17 protein-coding genes are annotated in these 18,561 nt (G+C 68.8%); 6 read left to right on the plus strand and 11 right to left on the minus strand.

Translation table 11 applies throughout. The features are described 5' to 3' along the window. Positions 1-3: 3 nt before the first annotated feature. Positions 4-2,433 carry a DEAD/DEAH box helicase gene (locus tag JQX13_RS26055; RefSeq protein WP_203411607.1) on the minus strand — a complete coding sequence of 810 codons (2,430 nt, stop codon included), beginning with the start codon at positions 2,431-2,433 and terminating at the stop codon, positions 4-6. 69 nt (positions 2,434-2,502) lie between these two features. Here JQX13_RS26055 and JQX13_RS26060 point away from each other — a divergent pair, with 69 nt between their 5' ends. Then, positions 2,503-3,594 (plus strand): sigma-70 family RNA polymerase sigma factor, encoded by a 1,092-nt coding sequence (locus JQX13_RS26060; protein ID WP_203411608.1) that lies wholly within the window; start codon positions 2,503-2,505, stop codon positions 3,592-3,594. Between the two features lie 15 nt (positions 3,595-3,609). On the opposite strand, the gene JQX13_RS26065 is transcribed toward JQX13_RS26060, so the two are convergent. The 4 genes from JQX13_RS26065 to JQX13_RS26080 all read right to left on the minus strand — a co-directional run bounded on the left by JQX13_RS26065 (position 3,610) and on the right by JQX13_RS26080 (position 6,777). After that, positions 3,610-5,019: a PQQ-dependent sugar dehydrogenase gene (locus JQX13_RS26065; RefSeq protein ID WP_203411609.1), complete on the minus strand. Its 1,410-nt coding sequence runs from the start codon at positions 5,017-5,019 to the stop codon at positions 3,610-3,612. 80 nt (positions 5,020-5,099) lie between these two features. Further along, the gene (locus JQX13_RS26070) at positions 5,100-5,504 is read right to left on the minus strand and encodes a YkgJ family cysteine cluster protein (RefSeq protein WP_203411610.1); all 405 of its coding nucleotides are present in this window, start codon (positions 5,502-5,504) and stop codon (positions 5,100-5,102) included. Positions 5,505-5,583: 79 nt separating this feature from the next. Continuing rightward, on the minus strand, positions 5,584-6,444 hold the full coding sequence (locus tag JQX13_RS26075) for a nucleotidyltransferase (RefSeq protein WP_203411611.1): 861 nt from the start codon (positions 6,442-6,444) through the stop codon (positions 5,584-5,586). Positions 6,445-6,555: 111 nt separating this feature from the next. Beyond that, positions 6,556-6,777 carry a hypothetical protein gene (locus tag JQX13_RS26080; protein ID WP_203411612.1) on the minus strand — a complete coding sequence of 74 codons (222 nt, stop codon included), beginning with the start codon at positions 6,775-6,777 and terminating at the stop codon, positions 6,556-6,558. 270 nt (positions 6,778-7,047) lie between these two features. On the opposite strand from JQX13_RS26080, the gene JQX13_RS26085 reads away from it, so the two are divergent. Beyond that, a complete protein-coding gene (locus tag JQX13_RS26085; RefSeq protein WP_203411613.1) occupies positions 7,048-7,317 on the plus strand; it encodes a hypothetical protein in 270 nt (89 codons plus the stop codon). A gap of 16 nt (positions 7,318-7,333) precedes the next feature. Here JQX13_RS26085 and JQX13_RS26090 read toward each other — a convergent pair whose 3' ends face one another. After that, positions 7,334-8,884, minus strand: coding sequence for an MBL fold metallo-hydrolase (locus JQX13_RS26090; protein WP_203411614.1), 1,551 nt, complete (start codon positions 8,882-8,884; stop codon positions 7,334-7,336). 113 nt (positions 8,885-8,997) lie between these two features. Here JQX13_RS26090 and JQX13_RS26095 point away from each other — a divergent pair, with 113 nt between their 5' ends. Continuing rightward, on the plus strand, positions 8,998-9,744 hold the full coding sequence (locus JQX13_RS26095) for a DUF6683 family protein (RefSeq protein WP_203411615.1): 747 nt from the start codon (positions 8,998-9,000) through the stop codon (positions 9,742-9,744). Here JQX13_RS26095 and amrB read toward each other — a convergent pair. The 5 genes from amrB to JQX13_RS26120 all read right to left on the minus strand — a co-directional run bounded on the left by amrB (position 9,741) and on the right by JQX13_RS26120 (position 14,122). Next, entirely contained in the window at positions 9,741-10,532 is a 792-nt protein-coding gene (gene amrB / locus JQX13_RS26100) for an AmmeMemoRadiSam system protein B (RefSeq protein WP_203411616.1), read from the minus strand. The genes JQX13_RS26095 and amrB overlap by 4 nt on opposite strands. Before the next feature lie 29 nt (positions 10,533-10,561). Continuing rightward, positions 10,562-12,124: a beta-ketoacyl synthase N-terminal-like domain-containing protein gene (locus JQX13_RS26105; protein WP_203411617.1), complete on the minus strand. Its 1,563-nt coding sequence runs from the start codon at positions 12,122-12,124 to the stop codon at positions 10,562-10,564. 55 nt (positions 12,125-12,179) lie between these two features. Further along, the gene (locus JQX13_RS26110) at positions 12,180-13,040 is read right to left on the minus strand and encodes a hypothetical protein (protein ID WP_203411618.1); all 861 of its coding nucleotides are present in this window, start codon (positions 13,038-13,040) and stop codon (positions 12,180-12,182) included. A 90-nt stretch (positions 13,041-13,130) separates the two neighbouring features. Next, positions 13,131-13,850: a hypothetical protein gene (locus JQX13_RS26115; protein WP_203411619.1), complete on the minus strand. Its 720-nt coding sequence runs from the start codon at positions 13,848-13,850 to the stop codon at positions 13,131-13,133. 11 nt (positions 13,851-13,861) lie between these two features. Continuing rightward, positions 13,862-14,122: a molecular chaperone DnaJ gene (locus JQX13_RS26120; RefSeq protein WP_203411620.1), complete on the minus strand. Its 261-nt coding sequence runs from the start codon at positions 14,120-14,122 to the stop codon at positions 13,862-13,864. A gap of 55 nt (positions 14,123-14,177) precedes the next feature. On the opposite strand from JQX13_RS26120, the gene JQX13_RS26125 reads away from it, so the two are divergent. The 3 genes from JQX13_RS26125 to JQX13_RS26135 all read left to right on the plus strand — a co-directional run bounded on the left by JQX13_RS26125 (position 14,178) and on the right by JQX13_RS26135 (position 18,537). Beyond that, positions 14,178-14,936, plus strand: coding sequence for a DUF4159 domain-containing protein (locus tag JQX13_RS26125; protein WP_203411621.1), 759 nt, complete (start codon positions 14,178-14,180; stop codon positions 14,934-14,936). A 22-nt stretch (positions 14,937-14,958) separates the two neighbouring features. Then, positions 14,959-17,244 (plus strand): glutamine amidotransferase, encoded by a 2,286-nt coding sequence (locus tag JQX13_RS26130; protein ID WP_203411622.1) that lies wholly within the window; start codon positions 14,959-14,961, stop codon positions 17,242-17,244. A gap of 417 nt (positions 17,245-17,661) precedes the next feature. Then, positions 17,662-18,537 (plus strand): hypothetical protein, encoded by an 876-nt coding sequence (locus JQX13_RS26135; RefSeq protein ID WP_203411623.1) that lies wholly within the window; start codon positions 17,662-17,664, stop codon positions 18,535-18,537. The last annotated feature ends 24 nt before the right edge of the window (positions 18,538-18,561 follow it).

Below are 18,561 nucleotides of genomic sequence, written 5' to 3' on the forward strand. Positions count from 1 at the left end.
TGACTACCTGCCGCGCCGGGCCCGCTCCAGCTTGAGTGCCTTCTCGCCGTGCTGCTTGCCGTTGAGGGCCTCGAAGGCCGCCACGTCCTCGTCGGCGACGAAGACGTACGCGTAGGTGGGTTTGAGCTCCACGCGCTGCACCTTGCCCGCCGGGGCGCCGAGGGTCTCCAGGGCACTGGTGAGGGCGGCCTCGTCCGCGACGTCCGAGCGGCCCAGGCCCACCCACAGGCGCGCCTGACCGGGCTCCTCGGGAGTCTCGACGCGCTCGGGGCGGGGCGGACGCGGCGGGCGCTCGCGGGTGCCGCGAGGCCTGTGCCGCTCCACCTTCAGCGCCTTCTCGCCGTGCTGCTTGCCGTCGAGCGCCTCGAAGGCGGCGGCCTCGGCCTCGGGCACGTAGGCGTAGCCGTAGCGGGGGCGGAGCACCGCCTTGTTCACCTTGCCCGCGGGGGCGCCAGCGGCCTCCAGGGCGGCGATGAACTTCGCCTCGTCCAGGCCGTCGTCCATGCCCACGTTGAACTTCAGCTTCACCTCGCCGGGGCCGGCGTCGGGGGAGGGCGGCGGCCGGTTCGGGTCACGCTCGCCACGTGGCCGGCTCTTCTCCACCTTCAGCGACTTGTCCTTGTACGGCTTGCCGTTGAGGGCCTCGAAGGCGGCCAGGTCGTCCTGGGCGATGAAGACATAGGCGAAGCCGGGCTTGAGCTCGGCGCGGATCACCTTGTTGGCGGGGGCTCCAGCCTCCTCCAGGGCGGTGACGATGCTGCCGGGGCCCAGGCCATCCTCGGTGCCCAGGTTGACCCACAGCTTCACCTCGCCCGGAGCGGCCTCCATCGGCGAGGGGCCACGATCGCCCCGCTCCCCGCGCTCACGGCGGCGCCGGTCGCCCCGCTCCCCGCGCTCACGCGACTCGGACTCTCCACGCGCCTCCCGGCGCTCCTCGCGGCGAGGAGGCCTCTCCCGGTCGCGCTCCCTGTCGCGGGGACGCTCGCGCTCCTTGTCACGGCGGCGGCCCTCGGGCTTCGCCTGGGCCTCGCGCTCGGGGCGCTCGTTCTCCTCGGCGGCCTTGGCCTTCTCCATGCGCAGGTGGCTGAAGAAGTACTTCAACAGGAAGGCGATGAGATCATCCGCGTCCGCCCGGCCCTTGAGCTGGGAGGTCAGGGGCAGGAAACCCTCGAAGATGGCGCCGGAGGCGGCCTCGCGGATTTCGCGCACGTGCCGCTCGGCCCACAGGCGCATGGCCTCCTCGGGCGCGGGCATCTCGCGCTTCTCGAACTTGATGCCGAACTTCTTCTCCAGCGTGGTGTACGTGGCCAGCTCGCGGCCGGAGAAGAGGTTGATGGCGGTGCCCTTGTTGCCGATGCGGCCGGTGCGTCCCACCCGGTGCAGGTAGACGGCCGGATCCTCGGGCAGCGAGTAGTTGATGACGTACTCGAGGCCGGAGATGTCGATGCCGCGCGCGGCGATGTCCGTGGCCACCATGAAGGCCACCTCGCCCCGCTTCACCTTGGCCATCACCCGCTCGCGCTCCTTCTGCGGCAGGTCCCCGTTGAGCAGCTCCGCGTCGAAGCCGTTGCGGTTGAGCACCGCCGTCACCAGCGCCGTATCATCCCGCGTGTTGCAGAAGATGATGGCGTTCTGCGGCTCCTCCGCCTCCAGCACGTAGATGAGGTTGCGCGGCTTGGGGAAGGCATCCGACACGTCGTAGCGGATGTGGTGGATGTGCTCGACGGTGAAGACGTCGCCGGAGAGCAGCAGCGTCTCCGCGTTGGTGGTGTAGCGGGCGATGAGGTTCTGGATGTCCGTGGGGACGGTGGCGCTGAAGAGCAGCACCTGCCGGTCCTTGGGCAGACGATCGAGGATGCGCGTCACCTCCTCGTAGAAGCCCTGGTTGAGCATCTCGTCGGCCTCATCCAGCACCGCGTGCGAGCAGGACTCGAGCTTGAGGTTGCCGCGGTTGATGTGGTCGAACACCCGGCCGGGCGTGCCCACGATGATCTGCGTGCCCTCCTCGAGGGCGTCCTCCTGCTGCTTCATGGAGGCGCCGCCGTAGATGGCCGCGACCTTCACGCCCTTGTGCTTGCCCAGGGCGGAGAGCTCCTCGGACACCTGGAGCGCCAGCTCGCGGGTGGGGCAGAGGATGAGCGCGCGCACCCCCTTTTCCTCGGCGGGAATCTTTTCCAACAGGGGCAGGCCGAAGGCGGCCGTCTTGCCGGTGCCGGTCTTGCTGCGCACGATGAGGTCCCGGCCCTCCATGACGGGCCGGAAGGCCTTGGCCTGGACGGGGGTCGGGTGGGTGTAGCCGCGCTCCGCGACGCCGCGACGCAGGGGCTCGGAGAGATTCAGGTCATCGAAGCTGACGTCCGCGACGTACTCTGCGGGGCGGGACGGGGCTTCGGCAGTGGTTTCCGGCTGCTCCGGAGGTTGGATGTCGCTCATCAAGCCAGGGGCATAACCCCTGCATTACTCTCTGGCAACAATCGGCTCACTTTGCATAAGGAACTGCCCATGGCGAATGGGAGGAAGAAAACGGGCGGTACGGGCACCCGGACCCGGGCGAAGAAGCCCGCGGCGGCCCCACCCCCCGAGGATGCCGAGGTGGTGGAGGCAGAATCCGCCGAGCCGGAACCGGAGTCCCTGGAGCCCGCCCCCGAGGAGTTGGAGGAGGTGGAGGCCGAGGTGGAGGAGTCCCCCGGGATTCCCACGGCGGCCCTGGTGAGGGCCGGGGAGACGGGGCTGGCCCGGACGGATCCCCTCCAGGCCTACATGAACGAAGTCCAGCGCCACCCCCTGCTCACCCGGGAGGAGGAGGTGTCACTGGCCAGACGCTACCGTGACACGGGGGACGTGCAGGCGGCCTACCGCCTGGTGGCGGCCAACCTGAGACTGGTGGTGAAGCTGGCCCACGAGTACCACCGCAACCCCCTGTCGCTGCTGGACCTGGTGCAGGAGGGCAACATCGGGCTGATGCAGGCGGTGAAGAAGTATGATCCAGAGCGGGGAGTGAAGCTCAGCTCCTACGCCGCGTGGTGGATACGCGCCTACATCCTGCGTTACATCATGGACAACTGGAAGATGGTGAAGCTGGGGACGACGGAGGCCCAGCGGAAGCTCTTCTTCAAGTTGCGCCAGGAGCAGGAGAAGTTGATGGCGCAGGGCTTCGAGGTGACGCCGAAGATGCTGGCCGAGCGCCTCAACGTCACCGAGCAGGACGTGGTGGAGATGGACCAGCGGCTGGGTCACGACGAGATGTCGCTGGACGCGCCGGTGGGAGGCGACGACTCGGGCGCGACGCGGATGGACCGGTTCCTGCCGTCGTCGTCGGTGGGGGCGGAGGAGCGGCTGGGCAACGAGGAGCTCAAGGCCGTGTTCCGGGAGAAGCTCCAGGAGTTCGCGAAGTCGCTGGAGGGCAAGGAGCGCTACATCTTCGAGAACCGGTTGATCTCCGACGAGCCGCTGACGCTGCAGGACATTGGCGACAAGTACGGGGTGAGCCGCGAGCGTGCGAGGCAGATCGAGGCCGCGCTCATCAACCGGATGCGCGAGTACATGCGCGAGCACATCCCGGACTTCGACCTGGTGGCGGTGCCCAAGAGCTGAGGCTCACCGAGGGGCTCACTGCTTGCGCAGCAGGTACAGGGCTCCGCCCTGGTCGTCGCTGATGAGCAGGGCGCCGTCGGCGGTGACGGCCACGTCCACCGGGCGGCCCCACACGCTCGTGCCATCCGGTGACACCCACCCGGAGACGAAGTCCTGCTCCCGGGTGGGCTGGCCCGTCACCTTGTCCCAGGGGAAGTACGTCACCTTGTAGCCGGTGGGCCGCGTGCTGTTCGACGAGCCGTGGTAGGCCACCACCACGCCCGAAGTGTAGGGCTCGGGAAAGGCCGTGCCATTGAGGAAGGCCAGGCCCAGCGGCGCCGAGTGCGCCTGGATGCCCTGGTCGAAGCGGTCCATCGCTCCGCAGGCGATGGTCCCTTCCCGGTTCAGGTCGTAGTCGCGATCGAAGGGCATCTGCTTCAAGCCGAGCGACGTGTCCGGGTTGGGGTTGCAGAAGGGCCAGCCGTACTCGCCTGCCTCGCGCACCGAGGTGAGGGCCTCGGGCGGGTGTTTGTCCGCGTACTCGGGAATCACCTTCCCGTACCTTCCGGTGCCGTCGTCGTGCGGGTAGGGGATGTCGTCTCGCGCGTTCACCGTCACCCAGAGGGTGTCGGTGCCGGGGACGAAGGCCAGGCCCTCGGCTTTGCGCAGGCCGCGTGCGAAGAGCTGCCCCGAGCCGCCCTCTGGCCCGTAACGGTAGAGCGCTCCGCGCTCGGGAGTGCTCCGCGTGTCCGACAGGCACACGTTGCAGGTGGAGGCGATGGAGACGTAGAGCCGCCCCTCCGGGTCGACGGCGATGTTCTTCAGTGCGTGCCCGTAGGGGCCCGGCAGCTCGGGCTGGCTCGCGTCGGGCAGGCCGCTCACGAGCACCGCGACGTCGTGGCGCTGGGTCTCTCCCGCCTGCCAGGGCGAGCGTGTCACCTGGTTCGTCTCGGCCACGTACACCCAGGTGGTGCCTCCGCGGGTGTGGAAGACGATGTCATGGGGACCGCGCAGGCCCGTGGCCCAGTCGAATATCTCGGGCGTCTGTCCGGGGCGGGGCCGCACCAGCTTCACCGTGCCCAGGTCCGGCTGTGACACCAGCACGTCCCCGTTGGGGGCAATCGCCATGAAGCGCGCCTCCGGCACCCGCGCGAAGACGGAGATGGTGAAGCCGGGCGGAACGGTGAGGGTGCGTGGCGAGTCGAAGGGAGCGGTGCGCAGGCTCTCGGGGACGGTCACCTGAACCTGCTCGCTGGCCCCAGGGGGCGGAGTGCCCGTCCCACCCTGGCCCGCGTCATCCTGGCCGGTGTCGGTCTGGCCCGCGTCCACGGGCTCCGGACGTGGCCCGGTGTTCGTTCCACCATCGGTGGACCCTTTCGAGGACTGGGTGCAGGCGGAGGCGGACAGCCACAGCAACACGGCGAAGGGGCGGAGCCAGTGACGCATGCCGGGCAGGCTAGGCAGACACCTTCCGGGGCTCCATTGCCCCACCGTCGCTTCCGTTACCCACGCTACGAAGCGGGCGGCTATTGCGCCGTATAGCGACGATGGCGGCCCCGGAAGTGACGGTCGAGGTAGTCCTCCACCTCGGACTTCCGCTCGGTGTCCCCGGAGGTGGCGAGCAGGAGGGCGTGCGCCCCGTCCACCACCGCGAGTGCCTCCTCGAGGGACACCTCACCCTCCGAGAGCGCGGAGAAGAGGTTGCAATGGTAGCGGCGGCATTCCTCGGGGCGCTCCGCGTAGGCGGTACACCGCTTGCCCTCCAGTGCGGCACATCGCTGCGGGAGGATGGGCGTGCCGTCCTTGCGCTCCTTCACGGGCAGCCCGAGGGCCTTCAAGGGACCCACCTCCGTGCGCCGGAGCGGGACGTGCGTGAAGAGGGTGCCATCGCAGCACAGGCCGCAGCGAAGGCAGAGCGTGGACAGGGACATGGGGCGCGGGCTCCGGGGCGCGAGGGAGCCCCCTTGCTAGTGGTGGACGGCCTGCCGGGCAAGGGCCGCGCCGTGCGCCTCAGTCCTTCTTGTAGTCGCGGAACGTCGCGACCTCCACCAGGCGGGCGTCGGCGTAACCCCAGTGCTCGACATCCACGTTGTACTGTCCCTTGGCGATCAACATTCCCCGGCAGAGCTTCTTCTTCTCGGGCTCGTTGTGCTGGTCGCGGGCCCGGTCGAGCAGCTCGTCCCAGATCCAGCGGGGCACGTGGTCGCGCTGTCCCGGATAGCTGAAACGGTAGAAGGTGAGGTGGGCCAGGAGCACCTCCCAGTGCGGCTGGAAGCGCATCATCAGGTGCTTCCAGTCCATCTGCTTGCCGCGGGCGAGGATGAGGTGGTTGATGTCCGTGCCGTCGAAGCGCTCGCGCTCGCAGACGAAGGCCTTGGACCAGATGATGTCCTCGGGCGGCGCCACCAGGATGGGCAGCCCGTGGATGACGCCCGGATGGGCCCGGTCGATCCAATAGTCGTCCACGATGGCCACGCCGTTGCCCGAGCTGAAGATGAGATCGGCGAAGTATTCGTCGTTGGCGTAGGCCTTCGCGATCCACACCGGATCATGCATCTTCGTCTGGAAGCCCATGCTCTCCAGGGACTCCATCGCGCGCTGCACGTGCTCGCGCTTGAGGAAGATGTCCAGGTCCTTGGTGTCACGGTAGATACCCGTGTAGAGGTGGAGCGCGTAGGCGCCCGCGACCACGAAGGGAATCTCCGCGTTCTTGAGCGTGCTCAGCGCGAGCAGGTGCGCCCCCCGTTCGATCGGCGGACGCTGATCCGCCTGCATGGGAGGTGGCGCCTTGCTAGGCTTCTGGTCCTGCTCGGTGGAGGCCTGGCTGCTGCCCTGCTCCGCCGACGGTTTGTCGGTGTCTTGAATGTTCATGGCACGCCCTCGGTGTCCTGGCAGGTAGGTTAGGGTCGGGGAATGCCGGGGGGCAGTTCGGCGGGCGGTGCTCCAGCCCGGTCGGCTACTTCCCGACCAGTCGAGAAGGAATCAGGTTGGACCCGCCCAGAGCGCCATTCCCGGTTCCGAGCCGTTCACCTGTCGCTCCGCGTGTCGGTAGGCACGGGCCTTGGAAGGCGCGTCGACCTTCATCTGCTCCCCTCGAGGACCATGGAGCTCCAGGTGATAGCCCTGCTCCCGCTGGCCCTCGTTCGCGATGCTCCAACCCGCTTGCTTGATGTGCTTCTTGCACACGCGCTCACGTCCCTTCATGACGACCTCCTCCCTGTTCGTCGCGGCCTTGGCGGCCTGCGTCATGAAGATTGAGGATTTGTCCGCTCGGACTCGGGTGCATGCCACCGGCGGGCAGGCCGGGCTCGAGTGCCTGCTCCCCGGCGCGGCGCTCGTCCCGAGCACGGCCGCCCGGTTCTCATGCGGCACCGGAGGGAGCGCCTCCAGGCGTGTCCGCCGGGCCCTCCGGCATGACGGCCGCCCTGGCACTTCAGGACAGGGGTGTCCCATGGTGAAGCGGAGGGATGAACCATGGCACTTCCCAAACACGTCGATGATGCCGCCGACAGACTGCACGAGGCCTTCGCGCGAATCGAGGACGCTCGCGCCAGGCCGACGAGCCCGGAGAGCCTGCGCGAATGGCTGAGCGCGCTCACGGACTACGCCCAGGCGTTGATGGACCTCCACGAGTTCACCAACGAATCGGTGCACGAGAAGCTGCACGTCCTGGCGGGTCTGCTCAACATGAAGTCCTTCCCGGAGGAGCCGCTTCGGGACCTGGAGCCTCGGCAGCCGCGGTGAGGCCGAGCGGCTCGCATCACGCACCCCGCCGGGCCGGCATGCCGCCGAACGGCCACTGGAAGCCAGGGTATTGGATGAGCTTCGGAGCCTGGCGTCCCCGCCACGCCAGGGCTTCTCCAGGACGGAGCAGCAGGGCCTGGGGCCCCTGTCCCATGCGGCGGCGCACCTGCTTCAGTCGCTCGGGGTAGGGGTCCGCGTCCGGGTTCTCATCCAGGGTGCTGGCGCCGCTCACCGGTGCACCGGGGTAGCCCGGGTAGCGCGGGCCCATGCCCTCGCGCCAGTACCAGGGGGCACCGCCATCGGCACAGGGCACCACGTACCGCGCGCCGAGCAGCTCACCGTATCGCAGGGCCTCCTCCGGCCCGGCCATGAGCTGCTGCGGCGTGCCGAGTGCGTCCACGGGCACGTCGACGAGGTAGGCGTCCAGCGTGGTGTAGCCGAAGAAGAGGGGCTCGAGCCGGAAGCCGCGCACGCCGCAGAAGAGCACGTCCACCGGCTCCTCCTTCCGCAGCGCGCGGCAGACGGTGCGCATGTCTCCGCGCACGTCATGCCCGGCATCGGCGAAGAAGGCCGCGGAGAAGCCCGGTGCGCGCACCAGCCACGTGTTTCCCTCGTTGAAGAGGTCCGGGTAGAGGCCCTCCCCATCAGTGGGCTGCTCGCCATGGAAGGGCAGGGCGCGCACGGTGATGTCGCCCACCAGCCGCTCCTCGCCCCAGCGCAGGGCCTCGACGCGGGTGTAGCCGAGCTGCTCCAGCCGCAGCACGCAGTCGGTGGAGAAGAGGCTCTCGCGCTCCACCGCCGGGACGAAGATGCGCGTGTCACGCGGCAGCCGCAGCAGTGAGCCCAGGTGGAAGTGGTCCCCGTGCGAGTGGGTGATGACCACCGCGTCCACCGGGCCGATGTCGCCCGGCTGCATCGGCTGGTAGTCCGGCCGATCGAGCCCGCTCGCGGGCCGGAAGTACGGGTCCACCAGGACGCGTGCCCGGGTGCTCGACACCAGCACGGTGTTGTGGCCGATGAAGAGGGCGCCCGGAGCGGGTACCTCCACCGGCCCCTCGTGGCGCACCAGCCAGCCCGCGTCCGACATGTCTCCGAGCAGCTCGCCCACCGCGGGGACCGCCGCGAGCGCCCGCAGCTCGGCTCGGGTGGCGCCACGCTCGAGGGTGGCGAAGAGCTCGGCGATGGCCGGCCACTCACGCGCCTTCACCGGGAAGTCGAGCCCCAGCTCCTCCTGGCGCAGGTGGAGGATCCGCGGCTTGTGCCGCGTCGCGTCGGGGAACAGCACCTCGTGCCGCAGCGGGCGCCGCCCTCCCCGCCGTCTACCCGTGTCACAGAGCGCGGCGTAGCGGGGCGTCTCCTCCAGCCAGCGCACCAGGGATTTGGCCTCGCGCAGGGAGCGCTCCGGGCCCAGCTCCGCGAGCCGCTCCTTCAGGGGCTGGTGGGCCTGACGCACGGGTCGGGCGGTGGGGCCCTGGATGCTGCAACCCAGGTCCTCATGGTGCTCCGCTTCGGTTCGAGCCGAGGCGAGGACGGCGAGGCTGACGCCACGGTGGAGGGTGAGCCGCATGGGGGCGCTGCTACCAGGGCCGCCGTGGAGGGGGCCAGCGCATTCTCCCAGAACTTGCCCGCTCGCGTGCTTTCCGAGGATGTTCCCCCCCGTCTAGTCGTACGGAGGGGGACATGAACCACGATTTCAGGGCACTGCTCGCCATGTGGGTGGCGTGCATCCTGCTCGGCTCCAGTGGGCCGGCGGAGGCGAAGCCCTTCAGTCCATACAGGCAATACAGCAGCAGCCTGTTCATCAACGGCAACTTCAAGCTCACCTTCCAGCGGCAGTGGGGCGAGCCTCGGGCGGCCTCGGGAACGTCGGTGGAGTCGCCCACCATCTCGCCGGTGTTGCTGCCGCTCTCGGTGTCGTCGTTCCGCACGGTGGGCGAGCCCGTCGTGCCCAGGCGCATTGCCACGGGGGTTCCGGGCCTCGAGCGGGAGCAACGCCAGCGGCTCGAGGCGGCCCTGCTGGAACTGCTGAAGGACTACGAGCATCTCCTGGATGAGAACGACGAGCAGCGGCTGAAGAACAACCTCGCCGGGGCCTTCAACTTCCTCTTCCTGTCTTCCTACTGCGCGCTCAAGAACGGCGAGGAGCTGAGTGGGGAGCAGCGGGAGAGCATGCTGGAGCAGATCAACGCGAGCATCGCCATGCGGCTCAAGGAGCGGCGCCTGTCGGATCGCGAGAAGCAGGAGCTGTACGAGTCGGTGGTGCTCTCGGGCTCCATCATCCGCGGGCTCTACAACGAGGGACGCGACAAGGGGCGCGCGGAGCAGCTGAAGTCGGCGCGCGAGCTGGCCAGGGCGATGCTGGAGCAGTTGATGGGGCTCACCATCGAGAAGGTGCGCCTCGACGGCAACGCCGTGCGGATTGGCTAGTTGCTCGTGTGGAAGGCGAACGCGCCGTAGCCGACCACCTCCTGCTTGTCTCCCGCCGTATCGCCCGAGCTGCGCAGGTCGAGCAGCTCGGCGCGCAGTCCGCGTCGCCGCGCCACGAGCAGCAGTCCGTTGATGGCCGCGGCGCCGCACGCGAAGTCCTCCTCGAGCGGACCTTCGAGCCGGAGGATGTGGTCGGCCGTCTCGCGGTCCACCCTCCGGGCGGTGTCGTAGGGCAGGTAGTGCGACAGGTCCGAGCTGATGATGGGCAGCACGTCCTCCGTCCAGAGTGAGTCGAGCACCTCGGCCACCTCCTCGGGCCGGGTGGAGCCGACCACGAGCGGGAGCACGTCGAAATCCCCCAGCACGCGCTGGAGGAAGGGGAGCTGGACCTCGAGCGAGTGCTCCCTCTGGTGGGCCACGGCGGACGCGGCGACGTGGTGCGTTGCCTCGGCGCGCTCGCGCAGGGACTCATCGACGGGCACGTCCCCGAGCGGCGTGCGCAGCAGCTCCGCATCGGGGTGGGCCAGCCCGTTCATCGGGACGAAGTGGCAGGGCCCGAGCAGCAGGACATGCTTCACCTGTCCCTTCAGCCCGCGCAGGCAGGCATAGCCGCTCGCGGCCACCGGGCCCGAGTACATGTAGCCGGCATGGGGGACGATGAGCGCCGAGGGAGGTGGGCTCAGACAGGCGGGGGCCTGCTCCAGCCAACGGTCCACCTGCTGGGCGAGAAGGGGGGCGGCGGCAGGGTAGAAGGACCCCGCCACCGCGGGAGCGCGAACGCGAGGCATGACCCTATACGGGTAGGGCCGCTCCGCGCTCAGCGCCAGGGGCGCGAGATGACGCAGGCGTTGATGCCTCCCACGCCCATGGACAGCTTGCCGGCGCAGCCCTGGGGCGCCGCCACGGCCTTGTCGAAGACGTAGCGGCCGTGCACGCGGCCGATCTCCTTGTTGAGTTCCGCCTCGGTCAACGGGGTGGGGAACATCTGGCCCCGGGCAAAGCCGAGGTACTGGGCCGTCAGCTCCCAGCCGCCACCGGCGCTCATGCCGTGTCCGAAGGTGCCCTTGCGCGCCGTCACCAGCACCGTCTCGGGCAGCACCGCGCGCAGCGTCTCCACCTCCAGGAAGTCACCCGGGGTGGCGGTGGCGTGCAGATCCCAGCTGCCCACCTCCGTCGGCGTCACGCCCGCGGACTGGAGGGCCTCGTGGATGGCCACGGTGGGGCCCTCCTTCGAGGGCGTGATGATGTGGTCCGCGTCCGCGGTGACGCCCACGGTGACGGGCTCCATGCCCAGTGGCTTGAAGCCCCTGGCGGTGAAGTGCTCCAGGTCTCCGAGGATCCACACCACGGAGCCACCAGCGACGTGCGTGCCACGCAGCTGCGTGAGCGGCTTGGACACGGCGCCGTCCGCGCTCACCACGCGCGCGTTGTAGAAACCACCCACCGTGAGCTCGTGCGGGGGCGGATCCGTCATCCCCATCACCACCGCCTTCGCATCACCCCGGCGGATGGCGTCGAGCGCCAGCTTCAGCCCGTAGCCGAACGAGGAGCACGCCGCCACCGGCGCGAACGTCATGCCGGTGATCTTCCCCATCATGGAGATCTGCGACGCGGGGGTGTTGTGGATGTTCCAGAGGATGTCGGCCGGCACCGCGTTCCAGGGCGGCTCGGGCGCGTTCCACTTCTTCTGCAGGCGCTGGTTGCGCGTCCGCTTCTCCTTGATGACGGCGAGCTTGGCGGACTCCACGTTGCCGCCTTCGACGCCCAGGCATTCAATCTCCTTCTGCTCGGCGAGGTACTCGCGCAGCTCGGGAGACTGGCCCGCCCAGAAGTGCCACCAGGCCTCCTCGGCCACGTCCAGCTCGGCCGGGTCCACGGTGGCGGGGTCCGGGGGCATGCCCGTCAGCGGCTCGCGCGTCTCCTGCCAGCGGCGCAGGGCGCTGTTGCGCTCGGGGGCCGCCCAGAACCGGTCCCACCGCCGCTGGGCGCGGTGCAGACCCAGGGTGATGTCGTGGATGGTCGGCAGATCTCCCAGGCCGGTGCCCACGTACACGTGCGCGCGAGGCCCCAGCGTCTGCAACTCCTGCTCCAGACCCGGGTTCTGCCCCAGCGCCTGGATGAAGGAGCCGATCGCCATCTTCGTGGGCATGCCCATCTTCTTCTCGAGCTGGGCGAAGCGCGTGGCGGGGAAGCGCGCGTCGATCCACGGCTTGTAGTCCGAGAAGTCGAACTCGGGATTGCCGACGAGGAAGTTGTTGGGCCCGAAGCCCTGGAACGCGGAGAGCCAGCTCTCCGCCGACGCGAGGTTCTTCTCGAAGGCCTCGATGTTCCGGGACCGGGGAGCGACCACTCCCCAGCCGAAGATTCCGACTCTGCGCACGTTGGTACCCCTGACTCCTGATCGGCTGCCGGTGCTTACCCCATATTGCGCGGGGTTACAGCGGCTCGATCTTCAGGTTGTCGAAGAAGAGCTGGGACTCCCAGCTGGAGAACCCGAAGCGGTCATGACCTTTTCCCTCGAGCGGGATCGGGTCATCGAACTCCATGAAGGGCTTGCCGTCGATGAACCAGCGTAACAGCGAGCCCCTGCGCTCGATACGCCAGTGGTAGGTGCGGCCGAGCTCCACCGGGTAGGGCCGCGCCTCCACGCGCATGTGCGTGCCCTCGCGGAACACCCCCGTCTCCACCAGGCCCGCGCTCTTTCCGCCGTTGTTCTCGGCCACGCGCCGCGCCTGCTTCTGGAGCGTGTCCAGCGGGGTGCCGTGCTCGTCCAGCCGCGCGATGATGGACATCGAGTTGTTCCACCCGCCGTGAATCAGGACGTACCCGGATGCGTGATCCGTCCCGTCGCCGAAGATCTCCGCCTTGATGTCGCCCTCCTGGGACTCGGAGCGCACGTCGAATTCGACGGCCACGTCCCGGGGCAGCTTCGCCTGGAGCCACAGCGGGTTGTTCTTCACGCCGGGCGACAGCAGCTGCCCGTCCACCACGCGCCAGTGGCCACCGGTGGAGAAGAAGTCGCGCTGCACCACGGACGGATCCGAGAAGTCCTGCCGGTAGGGCACGGTGGTGGTGGTGGCGGCCTCACCCCGGAAGAGGGCGTAGTGGATGAGGGGGAACTGGATGAGGACGATGACGGAGGCGAGCACCACCCAGCCCCGGCGCGACAGTCCCTCGGGCTTCTTCCATGCGACGGTGGCACCCGTCTCGGCGTCCGCGGAGGGAGGGCCCTCCACTCGGGGGCGCTGCGGCTCCCGGGACTCGAGGTTCTTCTCCTTGCGTCTGGCCTGGGCCATGGGTGTCTCTCGTCCCCAAGGGGGGTGGGGTGGAGGGGGGCGCGGAATCTACGCGCGGCCCCGGTGGAGGTAAAGGCCGGGTGCGAGTGCCTACTTGTCACCCCGGGAGGCGCTCCAGCGCTTCTCCAGGGCCTTCTGCTCGGCCTGGCGCACCTTCAACCGCTGACGCTCGGCCTGCTGGCGCTCGGCCTCCTCGGGCGAGGGGCGCACGGCGATCTGATAGACGCTGCCGGCGATCGCGAACAGGCCCGCGGCGATGATGAGGCCCCAGGGCTGGCTGGCCATGGCGGCGACGAGCCCGCCGAACTGGTGCAGGGCCGCCATCGCGCCGATGACGAGCAGCCACGCCCCCAGCGCGGAGGAGAGGATGGCCGCCACCTGTCGGTGCAGCACCGCGGCCACCAATCCGCCGAGGATGAGGCCCGGCACGAAGCCGATGAGGTAGTCATTGGGCCCGGCGATCTCCCCGCCGAGCAGGCCCACGGGGATGCCCACGCCCAGGTAGACGATGGCCGGAGGGAAGACGAAGCCGAGCACCGCGAGCACCGCTGCGGCGGCGGTGGCTAGGCGGGGATCCGTCCCGGCGATGCCGAACCTCGTGAGCAGCACGCCCGTCCAGCCCAGGCCGATGAGGGCGCCCATGGGTCCGGCCAGGACGCGGAAGAGCCGGCCTCCACCGAAGAGCAACAGCGTGAGCCCCACCCCGCAACTCACGATGCCGGCCCACATGGGCAGCAGCCGGTAGATGGCCACCCAGCCCGCGGGGTTGAAGCTCTGGTAGGCCTTGAGGGCCTCGAGGTACGCGTCCACGACGGTGCCCCCTAGTAGCGCGTGGCGGCGAGCACCACGAGCAGCACGAGGATGAAGGCGGCCAGGGCCGCGAAGCCATAGAGCGCGACGGGCGTGGTGGAGCGGCGCAACAGTTCCTCGGCCTGGGCTTTGTCCTGCGGACTGGGATTGTCCGCCAGGATGCGCTCGGCCTCGTGTCGCGCGGCTACCACGTCCCCCGAGTCCTTGAGCTTCCACGCCGCCTGCATCCGGGGGGAGGCAGGATCCTTCGGCGTCTGTCCGCCTTTCGCCATGGGCCCCCTCTATAGCGGGGAATGCAAGGGCGCGTCGACGGTATATAGAACCCCCATGCCCCCGCGCCCCCTCAGCCGTCGACACCTCTTGCTCGGGAGCGCGGCGCTCGTCCCGCTGCTCGCCGGGCGCGCGTCCGCCTTCGGAGAGAAGAGCCGCTTCATCCCCGCCGTCGCCCGCCATGGAGGCCGTTGGGACGCCCGATTGTCGGGGCTCCGACGAATTGCCTGGGAGCTGCAGCGGCGCACCTCGGTGGACGTGGTGCCGGATGCTCGCCCCTTCGCCCTCTCCAGCCCGGACCTCTTCGAGTACCCCTTCCTCTACCTGGGAGGGGACGGAGGCTTCCCGCCCTTCTCCGATGCGGAGGTGGAGAACCTCCGGCGCTACCTCACCTTCGGAGGCTTCCTCCTGGCGGACGCCAATGATGGCAGCGACGGGGATGGCTTCGACGCGAGCTTCCGCCGGGAGATGGCGCGGGTGCTGCCGCAGAGCCCGCTCACGCCGGTGCCCTCCACCCACGTCGTCTTCAAGAGCTTCTTCCTGCTGGACTCGGCGCCGGGCCGGTTGCTCAACAAGCCACAGTTGCTGTCGGCCAACCTCGGCAAGCGGGCGGCGGTGATGTACTCGCAGAACGACCTGGCGGGCGCGTGGAGCCGCAGCGAGGCGGGCGATTACGAATTCGACGTCTCCCCGGGTGGCGAGCCCCAGCGCGAATTGGCCGTGCGGGTGGGCGTGAACCTCTGCATGTACGCCCTCTGCCTGGACTACAAGGACGACGCCGTCCACCTGCCCCTCATCCTCAACAAGCGCCGCTGACACGAGGCCCCTGGCTCACTTCATGGACACCACCCCCTTCAATGCCTGGAAGCTCGTCAGCCTCTCGCCACTGCCCGTCTGGGCGTTGGTGCTGCTGGGCGTGGGCGTGGCGCTCGGAGTGGGCCTGGCGGCGTGGGGCGTGCGGCGAGAGCCGGCGCGCCTGCGTCGCTGGTCCCTGTGGCTGCTGCGCGCGGGCGCGGGCCTGGCGGCGCTCTTCTTCCTGCTGGAGCCGGGCATCCGCAACCTCCAGGTGGCGCGGATGAAGAACCGCCTGGCCGTGCTGGTGGACCGCTCGGCGTCCATGAACTTCCCGGTGGAGCCCGGGGGCATGACGCGCTCGGCCCAGGCGGCGGCCTTCCTGGAGAACGCGGCGCCGGGGCTGGCGGCCCTGCGGGACCGGTACACGGTGGAGGTGTACGGCTTCGACCCGGAGCTGTCGCCCACCACGGCCGAGGCGCTCGCGAAGGAGCCGGCGCGCGCGGGCTCGTCGGACCTGTTGTCGGCGCTGCGCTCGGTGGGGGCGGGGGCGCAGGGCGCGAAGAAGCTGGGCGGCGTGCTGCTGGTGAGCGACGGCGCGGACAACGTGGAGCTCGCGGGCGGCGCGGTGGGCCGGGCGCGGGCGGCGCTGGCGGACCTGAACGTGCCGGTGTCGACGTTCCTGGTGGGCAAGGAGGCGCTGAAGGACCTGTCCGTCGAGCGGGTGAAGGTGGATGACTTCGCCTTCGTGCGCAACTCCATCACCGTGGAGGTGGAGGTGCACGGCCGAGGCTTCTCCGGACAGGACGTGCCGGTGGTGCTGAAGCAGGAAGGCAAGGTGGTGGCGAGCAAGGCGGTGCGCTTCGAGTCCTCGGACGACGTGAAGCCGGTGGGCTTCACGTTCACGCCGGATCAGACGGGGCGCTTCGTCTACACGGTGAGCATGCCCGTGTTCCCGGACGAGGCGGTGGGGGACAACAACACCCGCTCCTTCGTGCTGAAGGTGATTCGGGACCGGGTGCGCGTGCTGCTGGTGGTGGGCCGGCCCTCGTGGGACGAGCGCTTCCTGAGAGGCCTGTTGCGCCAGGACGCGAACGTGGACCTGGTGTCCTTCTACATCCTGCGGACGATGTCGGATGACCCGGGCGTGGTGAGCCAGGAGCGCGAGCTGTCGCTGATTCCCTTCCCGATGGAGGAGATCTTCGACACGAAGCTGGACACGTTCGACGTGGTCATCTTCCAGAACTTCGGCCACACGGACCAATCGCTGTCGATCGCCCAGTACGAGCGCAACCTGGAGCGCTACGTGCACAACGGCGGTGCCTTCGTGATGATTGGCGGAGACAGCGTGCTGGGAGAGGGAAGGGCGAACATGCCCACGCTGTACGAGGCGCTGCCGGTGGAGGGGGCGGGCCCGGCGAACGCCGAGCCCTTCAAGGCGAGGCTGACGCCGGAGGGACTGAGACACCCGGTGACGGCGATGGTGTCGGGAGGGGCGAGCACGGAGGCGGCGTGGGCGGAGCTGCCGGCGATTCCGGGAGCGAACCTGACGAGGGCGAAGCCAGGGGCGACGGTGCTGATGGACCATCCGTTCATGACGGTGGACGGGAAGAACGCGCCGCTGGTGGCGGTGTGGGACTACGGGCGGGGGAGGGCGCTGGTGATGGCGACGGACGCGAGCTGGTACTGGGCCTTCACGGCGCACAAGGATGGCTCGCCGAGCCGCACGTATGAGCGCTTCTGGGGCAGCGCGCTGCGCTGGCTGGTGAGGGATCCGGACCTGACGACGCTGAACGTGACGGCGGATCCTCCGTCGGTGGAGCCTGGGAAGGCGGTGGGGGTGGTGGTGTCGTCGAGGACGTCGGACTACCAGCCGGCGCAGGACGCGCAGATTCGTGTGGAACTGGTGTCGGTGGACACGCAGAGGCCGGTGGCCGTGCAGACAGGGCAGACGGGACCGGACGGAGTGGTTCGGCTGGAGTTCGCGCCGCCGGCGCCGGGTCCATACAAACTGGTGGCCACGGCGAAGAAGGGCGAGACGGATCTGGGGAAGGGCGAGGACGCGGTGGCGGTGCGAGCGGTGGGCCCGGAGCTGTCGGACGCATCGGTGCGGCCGGATCTGATGGAGCAGATCGCGAAGTACACGGGAGGCAAGGCGTTCCGGCTGCCGATGAGTGGGCTGCCGGATGACGTGCCGTTGCTGGACCCGCCGGTGGTGGAAGTGGGGCGGGCGAAGGACAAGCCGCTGTGGGACCGTTGGTACTACCTGGTGGCGCTGGTGGGGCTGCTGGGGACTGAATGGTTCCTGCGACGCCGCTTCGGTTACGTGTGAGCGAATACCCCTCTCCCCCTGGGAGAGGGACGGGGTGAGGGTATCGGAAGGACGCGGGTTCGATTCCCGCCGCCTCCTGTAGGACAAGCACTCTTCTTGGTCGCTGCCTCACTCCTCGACGAACCGCGTGCCGGTAAAGTCCTTCCGCCTCCACTGCCTGGGTTTCTTTTCTCGATGCCCCACCTCTGCTGCTGGCTGACTTCGCGCTTGTTGGTGCGAGCGGAGCGGGAAGTTCACATGAATGCAGCTATCGGCTGTCCATCCCTGTTCTGGGTCGCGCGGTGCATGGTCCTCCTCGTGCTGGTGCTCGCCGCCTGTGCCACGGCCTCTGGCGGGGGGTCTTCCCCCGCTTGGCACCAGGACGTGCCACGGTACGGCTCGCCCGGTTCCGTTCTTCCTCCAGGAGCCCTCTTGGCCATGAGCGATGAGCCATTGGTGGGAGGAGAGCCCATCCGCCCTGGCATCCAGGGTTACAACATTCCCGGCCGCAAGCCGGATTCGCGGATGCCCTGGGAGTTCTACATGGGTAATGCGTCACACCGGCTCATCTCTTACATGTATGGCATCAACTACCCGGGCAACAGGGTTTATTACAATACCAAATCGATCAAGTTCATCCTTGATGAAACGGAAATCGGAGACGCGTCTCTTTTGCTGCCGAAAGAGCGCGAGCTACGCCCGGACATCACCGACTTCACCCTCCGAGCCCTCTTCGAAATCAAGCCATGGGATGGGTTGGCTCTCCAGGAAGGCAGAGAGGAGGCTCGCAAGTACATGGCCGCATTGAATCGGGCCATCCTGTCTGGCAGACGGTTTACCGGTGGTACGGACTTCCAAGGTGAAATCCTCGTCCGCTTCGCGGGAGGTCAATACATCTGGCGCCTGGAATGGAAGAATCCCGAGCCTGGAGTGGTCCAGTACCGGTGGACGCGCAGCCAGGAACGCTTCGAGTCCCAGTCGGCGGCTGACGAGGCCGGACAGTGGGTGGAACTCTCCGAGGAGGAGTTGCGGCAGTACGGTGGCTGGGTGAGTCAGGCTGTGGAAGGAATGGTGAGCAGTCGTGAGAAACTCGCCACCGTCAGCGGGACTGTGGGCATGGTCATCGACCTGGTCGGTGGGGTTGCGACGACGGTCTTGTGGGGTTCCATCATGGGACAGATGGGGGCTGGCACGGGGGCGCGGCAGCCACCCGCCCAGGGAGGTGGACAGGTCATTCCCTTCCCGGTGCGGCCTCCATCCGCCGCGTCCCCGGAACAGGCGCCGGCCGCTGCGGGCATGTCGCTTTCTCGTTGAGGTGTGGCTGCTTTTGCTAGGACA

Source organism: Archangium violaceum (assembly GCF_016859125.1).
GTDB classification, from domain to species: Bacteria; Myxococcota; Myxococcia; order Myxococcales; family Myxococcaceae; genus Archangium; species Archangium violaceum_A.

Coding starts and splice junctions, on each gene's coding strand:
- JQX13_RS26120 (WP_203411620.1), bottom strand. CDS start 14,122: ATGGCGAAAGGCGGACAGACGCCGAAGGATCCTGCCTCCCCCCGGATG.
- JQX13_RS26055 (WP_203411607.1), bottom strand. CDS start 2,433: ATGAGCGACATCCAACCTCCGGAGCAGCCGGAAACCACTGCCGAAGCC.
- amrB (WP_203411616.1), bottom strand. CDS start 10,532: ATGCCTCGCGTTCGCGCTCCCGCGGTGGCGGGGTCCTTCTACCCTGCC.
- JQX13_RS26125 (WP_203411621.1), top strand. CDS start 14,178: ATGCCCCCGCGCCCCCTCAGCCGTCGACACCTCTTGCTCGGGAGCGCG.
- JQX13_RS26130 (WP_203411622.1), top strand. CDS start 14,959: ATGGACACCACCCCCTTCAATGCCTGGAAGCTCGTCAGCCTCTCGCCA.
- JQX13_RS26090 (WP_203411614.1), bottom strand. CDS start 8,884: ATGCGGCTCACCCTCCACCGTGGCGTCAGCCTCGCCGTCCTCGCCTCG.
- JQX13_RS26085 (WP_203411613.1), top strand. CDS start 7,048: ATGGCACTTCCCAAACACGTCGATGATGCCGCCGACAGACTGCACGAG.
- JQX13_RS26110 (WP_203411618.1), bottom strand. CDS start 13,040: ATGGCCCAGGCCAGACGCAAGGAGAAGAACCTCGAGTCCCGGGAGCCG.
- JQX13_RS26060 (WP_203411608.1), top strand. CDS start 2,503: ATGGCGAATGGGAGGAAGAAAACGGGCGGTACGGGCACCCGGACCCGG.
- JQX13_RS26065 (WP_203411609.1), bottom strand. CDS start 5,019: ATGCGTCACTGGCTCCGCCCCTTCGCCGTGTTGCTGTGGCTGTCCGCC.
- JQX13_RS26135 (WP_203411623.1), top strand. CDS start 17,662: ATGAGCGATGAGCCATTGGTGGGAGGAGAGCCCATCCGCCCTGGCATC.
- JQX13_RS26080 (WP_203411612.1), bottom strand. CDS start 6,777: ATGAAGGGACGTGAGCGCGTGTGCAAGAAGCACATCAAGCAAGCGGGT.
- JQX13_RS26095 (WP_203411615.1), top strand. CDS start 8,998: ATGAACCACGATTTCAGGGCACTGCTCGCCATGTGGGTGGCGTGCATC.
- JQX13_RS26070 (WP_203411610.1), bottom strand. CDS start 5,504: ATGTCCCTGTCCACGCTCTGCCTTCGCTGCGGCCTGTGCTGCGATGGC.
- JQX13_RS26075 (WP_203411611.1), bottom strand. CDS start 6,444: ATGAACATTCAAGACACCGACAAACCGTCGGCGGAGCAGGGCAGCAGC.